General features: G+C 53.2%; 6 protein-coding genes. All 6 read right to left on the reverse strand.

What is annotated here, in order from left to right; all coding sequences use genetic code 11:
- Positions 1 to 14 precede the first annotated feature (14 nt).
- Positions 15 to 1,757, reverse strand: coding sequence for a bifunctional isocitrate dehydrogenase kinase/phosphatase (gene aceK, locus J5067_RS22385; RefSeq protein WP_264644390.1), 1,743 nt, complete (start codon positions 1,755 to 1,757; stop codon positions 15 to 17).
- Between the two features lie 201 nt (positions 1,758 to 1,958).
- Positions 1,959 to 3,266 carry an isocitrate lyase gene (gene aceA / locus J5067_RS22390; protein ID WP_264644389.1) on the reverse strand — a complete coding sequence of 436 codons (1,308 nt, stop codon included), beginning with the start codon at positions 3,264 to 3,266 and terminating at the stop codon, positions 1,959 to 1,961.
- Between the two features lie 28 nt (positions 3,267 to 3,294).
- Complete coding sequence (aceB, locus tag J5067_RS22395) at positions 3,295 to 4,893, reverse strand: malate synthase A (RefSeq protein ID WP_264652054.1); 1,599 nt, start codon at positions 4,891 to 4,893, stop codon at positions 3,295 to 3,297.
- 263 nt (positions 4,894 to 5,156) lie between these two features.
- Positions 5,157 to 6,086: a homoserine O-succinyltransferase gene (gene metA, locus J5067_RS22400; RefSeq protein ID WP_264644387.1), complete on the reverse strand. Its 930-nt coding sequence runs from the start codon at positions 6,084 to 6,086 to the stop codon at positions 5,157 to 5,159.
- 140 nt (positions 6,087 to 6,226) lie between these two features.
- Positions 6,227 to 7,528: an MFS family transporter gene (locus J5067_RS22405; protein ID WP_264644386.1), complete on the reverse strand. Its 1,302-nt coding sequence runs from the start codon at positions 7,526 to 7,528 to the stop codon at positions 6,227 to 6,229.
- Between the two features lie 44 nt (positions 7,529 to 7,572).
- Positions 7,573 to 7,923, reverse strand: a 351-nt coding sequence (locus tag J5067_RS22410) for a hypothetical protein (protein WP_264652055.1), incomplete at its 5' end; no start/stop codon positions are given.

A 7,923-nucleotide genomic window follows, 5' to 3' on the forward strand; every position in this document is an offset into this window, starting at 1 on the left:
TAGCCAGAGCGGCATTAGCTGGCCTGTTGACGCTTACCGTAGCGCACGCAAAAGCGTTGCCGCCTGCGGTAGGCGTAGACATCCTCCACATAGCCGTCACGAATGCGCGCCTGCAAATGACGCCAGTAATCGGCGGAAAACAGCTCGCGGTGCATCTCCTCAAACATCGCCAACTGCGCCTTGTCGGCAAACAGGAATTGGCGAAACTCCTCGGGAAACACATCGTTCGGCGCTACGCTGTACCAGGGCTCGCTCGCCAACTCATCCTCCGGGTAGCGCGGCGCGGGAATATCGCGGAAATTCACCTCGGTCATATAGCAAATTTCATCGTAATCATAAAACACCACCCGCCCGTGGCGCGTTACGCCGAAATTCTTGAACAGCATGTCACCGGGAAAGATATTGGCCGCCGCCAACTGCTTGATAGCATTACCATACTCTTCAATTGCATCACGCTGCTGCTGCACCGATGCACAATCCAGGTACAGGTTCAGCGGCGTCATACGGCGTTCCATATAGAGATGGTTGATCAGGAGCTGATCGCCTACATCCTCCAGTTTTTCAGGCACTTCACGGTAAAGTTCTTCCAGTAGTTCTGCACTAATCTGGCGCTTATCAATCACGAAATTCTCATACTCCTGGGTATCCGCCATGCGCCCCACCCGGTCGTGTTCTTTCACCAACTGATAGCAGGACCTTACCCGCGCGGCGCTGACCTCTTTCTGCGGCGCAAAGCGATCTTTGATCACCTTAAATACCCGATCGAACGACGGCAGAGTGAACACCAACATCACCATTCCCTTAACGCCCGGAGCAATAATGAATTGCTCATGAGAGGCGGCGACATGGTTGAGGTATTCGCGGTAGTACTCGGTTTTGCCGTGCTTTTGGCAGCCAATGGCGCAATAAAGCTCCGCCGTGGTTTTCCCCGGCAAGATATCCCGCAGCCAAGCCACCAGCGCCCCCGGCTGCGGGGCATACACCATAAAGTAGGAGCGAGCGAAACCAAACACGATGCTGGCTTCCGCTTTACTGATAAGGCAAGTATCGATAAACAACGCGCCCTGTTCGGTTTGGTGAAGGGGCAGCAGAAACGGCAGCGTCTCATCAGGCAATATCAGCTTGCCCACCAGCCACGCCGCCTTGTTACGGTAAAACAGTTCGTTAGCCACCTGTAAGCGCGCCTCGGCTAACTGCTGCGCGCTAAACGCCTGCGTCAGGCTGGTGACGATATTGCCGATATCCCGTGTCAGATCCTCCCACGGCAGGCGCAGTGGCAATTCCGACAGCAGTTTATCCAACGTAGCATGCCAGCCTTCACGCAGCGTAATATCGCGGCACAGCGGGCGCGATATCTCGCACATACGCCGCTCAGGCTGCGAACTGAACACAAACAGCTTATCCGTCGTGAGTTCGCGATGATTGAACAATCGGCAGTAGACGGAATTAAAGAAACTTTCAGCAATCTCGAAACGGGGATAGTCCGGCAACAAGGTGGTGTACACAGTTTTCACGCTGGCGAGAAACGTCGCGTCGTAACAGCGTGGCCCGGTGATACAGCGCAACTGCTCCACCACCAGCCCAACGTGGTGGTCGTAAAGGTGGATACGCTGCTTCATCGCCTGCTGCACCGCCTGCCAGTCAGCCTGTTCGAAACGCTGCTGCGCGCCGGCGGTCACCTCTAAAAAGCGGCCATACTGCGCATCGAATCCTTGCAGAATGGTCTGTGCCACCAGTTGCTCCAGATTACGCCTCATGATGTGCTCCGCAACAACGGCCAGCCTGTTGACTGGCCGTCAGACTGATGACGAAGCCCGTTGTTAGGTGAAGTGCGGCGATGGGGTCGTAACGGCCTTGGCCGTCGGAGCGCCCCTCGGCGCGATTCGCCAGGAAACTCGGGCATACAGAAAAAGCATATCCGGTATCTCAACGCCAGCCTGTTGGCTGGCCGATGAGGATCAGAATTGCTGTTCTTCCGTCGAACCGGTCAACGCGGTCACTGACGAAGCCCCGCCCTGAATAATGGTGGTCACTTTGTCAAAGTAGCCAGTCCCCACTTCCTGCTGGTGAGAGGAGAAGGTGTAGCCCCGGTTGATAGCGGCAAATTCCGGCTGCTGGACTTTTTCCACGTAGTGTTTCATCCCCTCGCCCTGCGCATACGCATGGGCCAGATCGAACATGTTGAACCACATGCTGTGAATGCCCGCCAGCGTAATAAACTGGTATTTGTAGCCCATTTCCGACAGTGCATCCTGGAAGCGCGCGATGGTGGCATCATCCAGATTCTTCTTCCAGTTGAAGGAGGGAGAACAGTTGTAGGCCAGCAACTTGCCGGGATATTGACGATGAATGGCGTCGGCAAAGCGCTGTGCCAGCGCCAAATCCGGCGTTGAGGTTTCACACCACACCAGATCGGCGTAGGGCGCGTAGGCCAAACCGCGGCTGATGGCCTGCTCGATACCGGCGTGGGTGCGGTAGAATCCCTCCACGGTGCGCTCACCAGTCACGAACTCGCGATCGTAAGGGTCGCAGTCTGACGTCAGCAGATCGGCGGCATCGGCGTCGGTGCGTGCGACCACTAATGTCGGGACGCCCATGACGTCCGCCGCGAGACGCGCGGCCACCAGTTTCTGAATCGCCTCCTGCGTCGGCACCAGCACTTTGCCACCCATATGCCCGCACTTCTTCACCGAGGCCAGTTGGTCCTCAAAATGGACCGCCGCCGCCCCGGCTTCAATCATCGATTTCATCAGCTCAAAGGCATTCAGCACCCCGCCGAAACCGGCTTCCGCATCCGCGACGATCGGCAGGAAATAATCCACATGGCGAGCGTCATTGGGTTCAATACGGTTGGCCCATTGAATCTGATCGGCACGGCGGAACGTGTTGTTGATACGTGCCACCACCGCAGGCACCGAGTTCGCCGGATAGAGCGACTGATCCGGATACATGCTGGAGGCTAAATTCGCATCCGCCGCCACCTGCCAGCCAGAAAGATAGATCGCTTCAATACCCGCTTTCGCCTGCTGTAACGCCTGCCCACCGGTCAAAGCGCCGAGGCAATTCACATAGCCTTTGCGCGCGCTGCCGTGCAACAGCGCCCACAGTTTGGCGGCACCGTGCTGGGCCAGCGTCGATTCCGGATTCAACGAACCGCGCAGGGTGATCACATCCTCGGCACTGTAGGGACGTTTAATACCGGCCCAACGTTCGCTTTTCCATTCTTGTTGCAGTTGTTCAATTTGTTGAGTACGAGAGGTTGTCATTATGAGGTGTCCTATTTATCAAGCACGGTTAGTCGAGCAGGGTGTAACCTGGCAACGTCAGGAAATCGATCAGTTTGTCTTGTGTGGTTATCTGATCCATCAGACGCGCCGCTTCGTCAAAGCGTCCACCGCTAAAACGCGCCTCGCCTAATTCCTCCTGAATCACCAGCATCTCTTCTGCCAGCATGCGCTGGAACAGGGCTTTGGTAACCACTTGTCCATCGCTCAACGTTTTGCCGTGGTGGATCCACTGCCAAATCGAGGTGCGGGAAATTTCTGCCGTCGCCGCATCCTCCATCAGCCCGTAAATCGGTACGCAGCCATTGCCAGAGATCCAGGCTTCGATGTACTGCACTGCGACGCGAATATTGGCGCGCATCCCCGCTTCGGTGCGCTCACCGGGGCAAGGTGCCAGCAATTCTGCGGCGCCAATCGGCGCATCGTTCTCCCGGCTCACCTCAAGCTGATTGACGCGTTCACCCAACGCATCGTCAAAAACCGCCATCACGGTATCCGCCAGGCCGGGGTGTGCAATCCAGGTGCCGTCATGGCCATTTTTCGCTTCTAACGCCTTGTCCTGACGCACTTTTTCCAACACCCACTGATGACGCGCCGGCTCTTTGCTGGGAATAAACGCGGCCATCCCGCCCATCGCGAAAGCGCCACGACGGTGACAGGTTTTGATGAGCAAACGTGAATAGGCATTGAGGAAGGGCTTATCCATGGTGACGGACTGCCGGTCAGGCAATACGCGATCGGCATGGTTTTTCAATGTCTTGATATAGCTGAAGATGTAATCCCAACGGCCGCAATTCAGCCCGACAATGTGGTCGCGCAGCGCATGCAGAATCTCATCCATCTGGAACACCGCTGGCAGCGTTTCAATCAGCACCGTGGCCTTGATGGTGCCGCGCGGCAAATCAAAGCGATCTTCGGTATAGCTGAATACCTCGCTCCACCAGGCCGCTTCGCGCCAGGATTGCAGCTTAGGCAGATAAAAATAGGGGCCACTGCCTTTTGCCAGCAAGGCTTGATAGTTATGGTAAAAGTAGAGCGCGAAATCGAACAACCCACCGGGAATCGCTTCGCCCTGCCAGGTGACATGTTTTTCCGGCAGGTGCAGACCGCGCACCCGACAAATCAGCACGGCTGGATTCGGTTTAAGCTGATAAATCTTGCCTTCATCATTGACGTAAGAGATGGTGCCTCGCACCGCATCGCGCAAATTGAGCTGGCCGTCGATCACCTTTTCCCATGAAGGAGACAGCGAATCTTCAAAATCCGCCATAAACACTTTCACGTTCGCGTTCAGGGCATTGATGATCATCTTCCGTTCGACAGGCCCGGTGATCTCCACGCGGCGATCCTGTAAATCCGCCGGGATACCTCGAATAGTCCAGTCCGCATTGCGAATGGAAGCCGTTTCCGAAATAAAATCTGGCAATTCACCTGCATCGATCTTCTGCTGCTGTAGCTGTCTTTCCAACAGCAATCCGTTCCTTGGCAACAAGAAACGGTTGACCAACCCCGCCAAAAAATCGGTGGCCTCTTCTGTCAGAATGCTCTGCTCTGCCATGCCAAAACGTTCACTGAATGCCAACTCACGGCTTATTGTCTGCTGTGTCATCTCTCGGGTTCCTTTTCTCAGGGCCACGCTCCCTGTTAACAGAGAGGGGTTATCAAGGGGCGAAATTTTCAACCAACAGAATTAAGCGTAATCCAATTACATTAAAAATCAAAAACGATTTCCATTTTTATTAAATAAACAATTTATCATTCTGATTTACATGAATAAAAACATGAAAAAATCAGGGAAATGATTTTCAACAGAAACGAGCAAGCATAAAAAAGGGTGCCAATAGGCACCCTGAGTAAAACGGCAGGAGGTTCTTAGTCCAGCGTTGGATTCATACGACGCAGATCGAACGGTGTGATCTGATAGACGCAATAGTTGAGCCAGTTAGCAAACAACAAATGCCCGTGGCTGCGCCAGCTCGCTTTTGGCGCGTTCTCAGGATTGTCGTCAGGGAAATAATTCAACGGTACGGTCGGGTTCAAGCCCGCATCGCGGTCACGAAAGAATTCGCTGGCAAGGGTATGCGCATCATATTCAGGGTGTCCGGTGACGAACACCTGACGCTTATCTTTACTGGCAAACAGATAAGCACCGGCCTCATCAGACTCAACCAGAATATCTAAATCGGCGTACTGACGAATAATATCCGTGGGGAAATCAGCGTAGCGCGAATGGGGGGCCAGGAAGGTTTCATCAAAACCACGGGTAAGCAACGCATGCTGCTGCACCGTGTGATGCGTATACACGCCAGAAAGCTTCTTGCTGCGGGTCATTTTCGGAATGCCATACAGCAGATTTAATCCAGCCTGCACCGCCCAACAGACAAACAAGGTAGACGTCACATGATCCTTTGCCCAATCAATCACTTTTGCTATCTGTGGCCAGTAAACCACATCGCAGAAATCCACCAGACCCAGCGGCGCACCGGTGACAATCAGACCATCGAAGTTCTCGTTCTCAATATCCTCGAAGTCACAGTAAAAGTTATTGAGATGTTCAGTAGGCGTGTTTTTGGACTCACGGCTATCAATGCGCAGCAGTTGGATATCGATCTGCAACGGCGAGTTGGAGAGCAGGCGCAGGAACTGGTTTTCTGTCTCAATCTTCTTCGGCATAAGGTTCAACACTAACACCTTCAGCGGACGAATCTCCTGAGTGCTGGCACGAGAAGTGGTCATGACGAACACATTCTCATTGCGCAAAAAACTTACCGCAGGTAACTCATCAGGGATCCGAATTGGCATGACACTACACCTCACTGCAACCGTTTATACGTTTATACGTTTAGACATCCAGATGCATGAAGATAACCAGTTTTCCCTTGCTTGTACAGCGCACAGGCCGAAGTTGAATAATCTTCATCCTGTGCCCCGTGCAGCGCCGTTTACATCTGTACTTCTTTCCCTTTTCTGTGCAGCAGCAGAGAAACAAACATCGCCATCAGGCACATGGCAGAGACATACCAGAAGAACGTTGTTTCGATACCCGCTGATTTCAGCGACAGCGCGACATACTCAGCCGAACCGCCAAACAACGCGTTGCCTATCGCATAGGACAGTCCCACGCCCAGCGCACGCACCTCTGGCGGAAACATTTCTGCTTTCAGCACACCGCTGATCGAGGTGTAAAAACTGATGATCATCAACGCCATCACGATAATGCCAAACGCCGCATAGGGGTTTGTCACATTCTGCAAAGCGCTGAGGATCGGAACGGTAAACAACGCGGCCATCGAACCAAAAATGATCATCATGGTACGGCGCCCGATTTTATCCGACAACGCGCCAAACAGCGGTTGTAGCAACATGAATATCACCAAAGCGCCCGTCATCACTCCACTTGCGGTTTTTGCATCCATACCCGCCGTATTCACCAGATACTTCTGCATGTAGGTGGTGTAGGTATAAAAGCTCAACGACCCTGCGGCGGTAAAGCCCAGCACAATCATAAAAGCACGCCGATTGCGCCACAAACCAGAAAGCGTTCCCGCATCTTTGCGCTGGCGAGAGGTGGTGCTCGCTGTTTCATGCAGCGAACGCCGCAGGTATAGCGCCACAATCGCCAGCAGTCCACCCAATGCAAAAGGAATACGCCATCCCCAGGCTTTCAGTTCTTCAGTGCTGAGCCACTGTTGCAGGATAACCAACACCAACAGCGCCAATAACTGCCCACCGATCAACGTGACATATTGAAAGGAGGCATAAAACCCGCGCTTGCCCTCAACGGCAACTTCACTCATGTAGGTTGCGCTGGTGCCATACTCGCCGCCAACAGAGAGTCCCTGAAACAAACGGGCCAGCAGCAACAAAGCCGGTGCCCAATGGCCAATCACGCTATAAGTCGGCAAACAGGCGATAACGAATGAGCCACAGCACATCATACAAACAGAGATAAGCATCGAGGTGCGGCGACCGTGCTTATCAGCAATATAGCCAAAAAGCCAACCACCGATCGGACGCATCAGAAACCCGACGGCAAACACGCCAGCGGTTTGCAGGAGTTGCGTCGTGGTATCACCACTGGGGAAAAACGCAGAGGCAAAATAGAGTGCGCAGAACGAATAGACATAAAAATCGAACCATTCCACCAGGTTACCGGATGAGGCTCCCACAATGGCGAAAATCCGCTTGCGTGTATCATGGGGGTCTAGGTGTTGCTGCGCAAGCGGTGGTGTTACATCTGCCATAGTAAAAATCCCTATAAGAGTTATAAATGCGTGCAGCGGCATGCTCATGCATACGGCACAAGTAAATTGTTATAATTTGGTAAAACGCAGTGAAAACAACGTGCAAAAGCGTGTGGTGGAAACGAGTTATTCTCGATGTTGTCACAAACAGAGAGTAAGAGAAAGGTTATTACATTAATAAAACGGGATATAAAGCGTGTCTGAATGCTCCTTTTTTCCGCAAAATAACGGGGAAAATGAATATTACGCACAGCAAAAAGGGCTGTCCTTTCGGACAGCCCCTTCGCTACTTTTATCATCAGACACCGTCTGATAATCGATATAAAAGCCTGGCAGTTCCCTACTCTCACATGGGGAAGCCCCACACTACCATCGGCGCTACGGCGTTTCACTTC

It is taken from the genome of Candidatus Symbiopectobacterium sp. NZEC151 (assembly GCF_025962655.1).
GTDB lineage: Bacteria > Pseudomonadota > Gammaproteobacteria > Enterobacterales > Enterobacteriaceae > Symbiopectobacterium.

Coding starts and splice junctions, on each gene's coding strand:
- aceK (WP_264644390.1), bottom strand. CDS start 1,757: ATGAGGCGTAATCTGGAGCAACTGGTGGCACAGACCATTCTGCAAGGA.
- J5067_RS22405 (WP_264644386.1), bottom strand. CDS start 7,528: ATGGCAGATGTAACACCACCGCTTGCGCAGCAACACCTAGACCCCCAT.
- aceB (WP_264652054.1), bottom strand. CDS start 4,893: ATGACACAGCAGACAATAAGCCGTGAGTTGGCATTCAGTGAACGTTTT.
- metA (WP_264644387.1), bottom strand. CDS start 6,086: ATGCCAATTCGGATCCCTGATGAGTTACCTGCGGTAAGTTTTTTGCGC.
- aceA (WP_264644389.1), bottom strand. CDS start 3,266: ATGACAACCTCTCGTACTCAACAAATTGAACAACTGCAACAAGAATGG.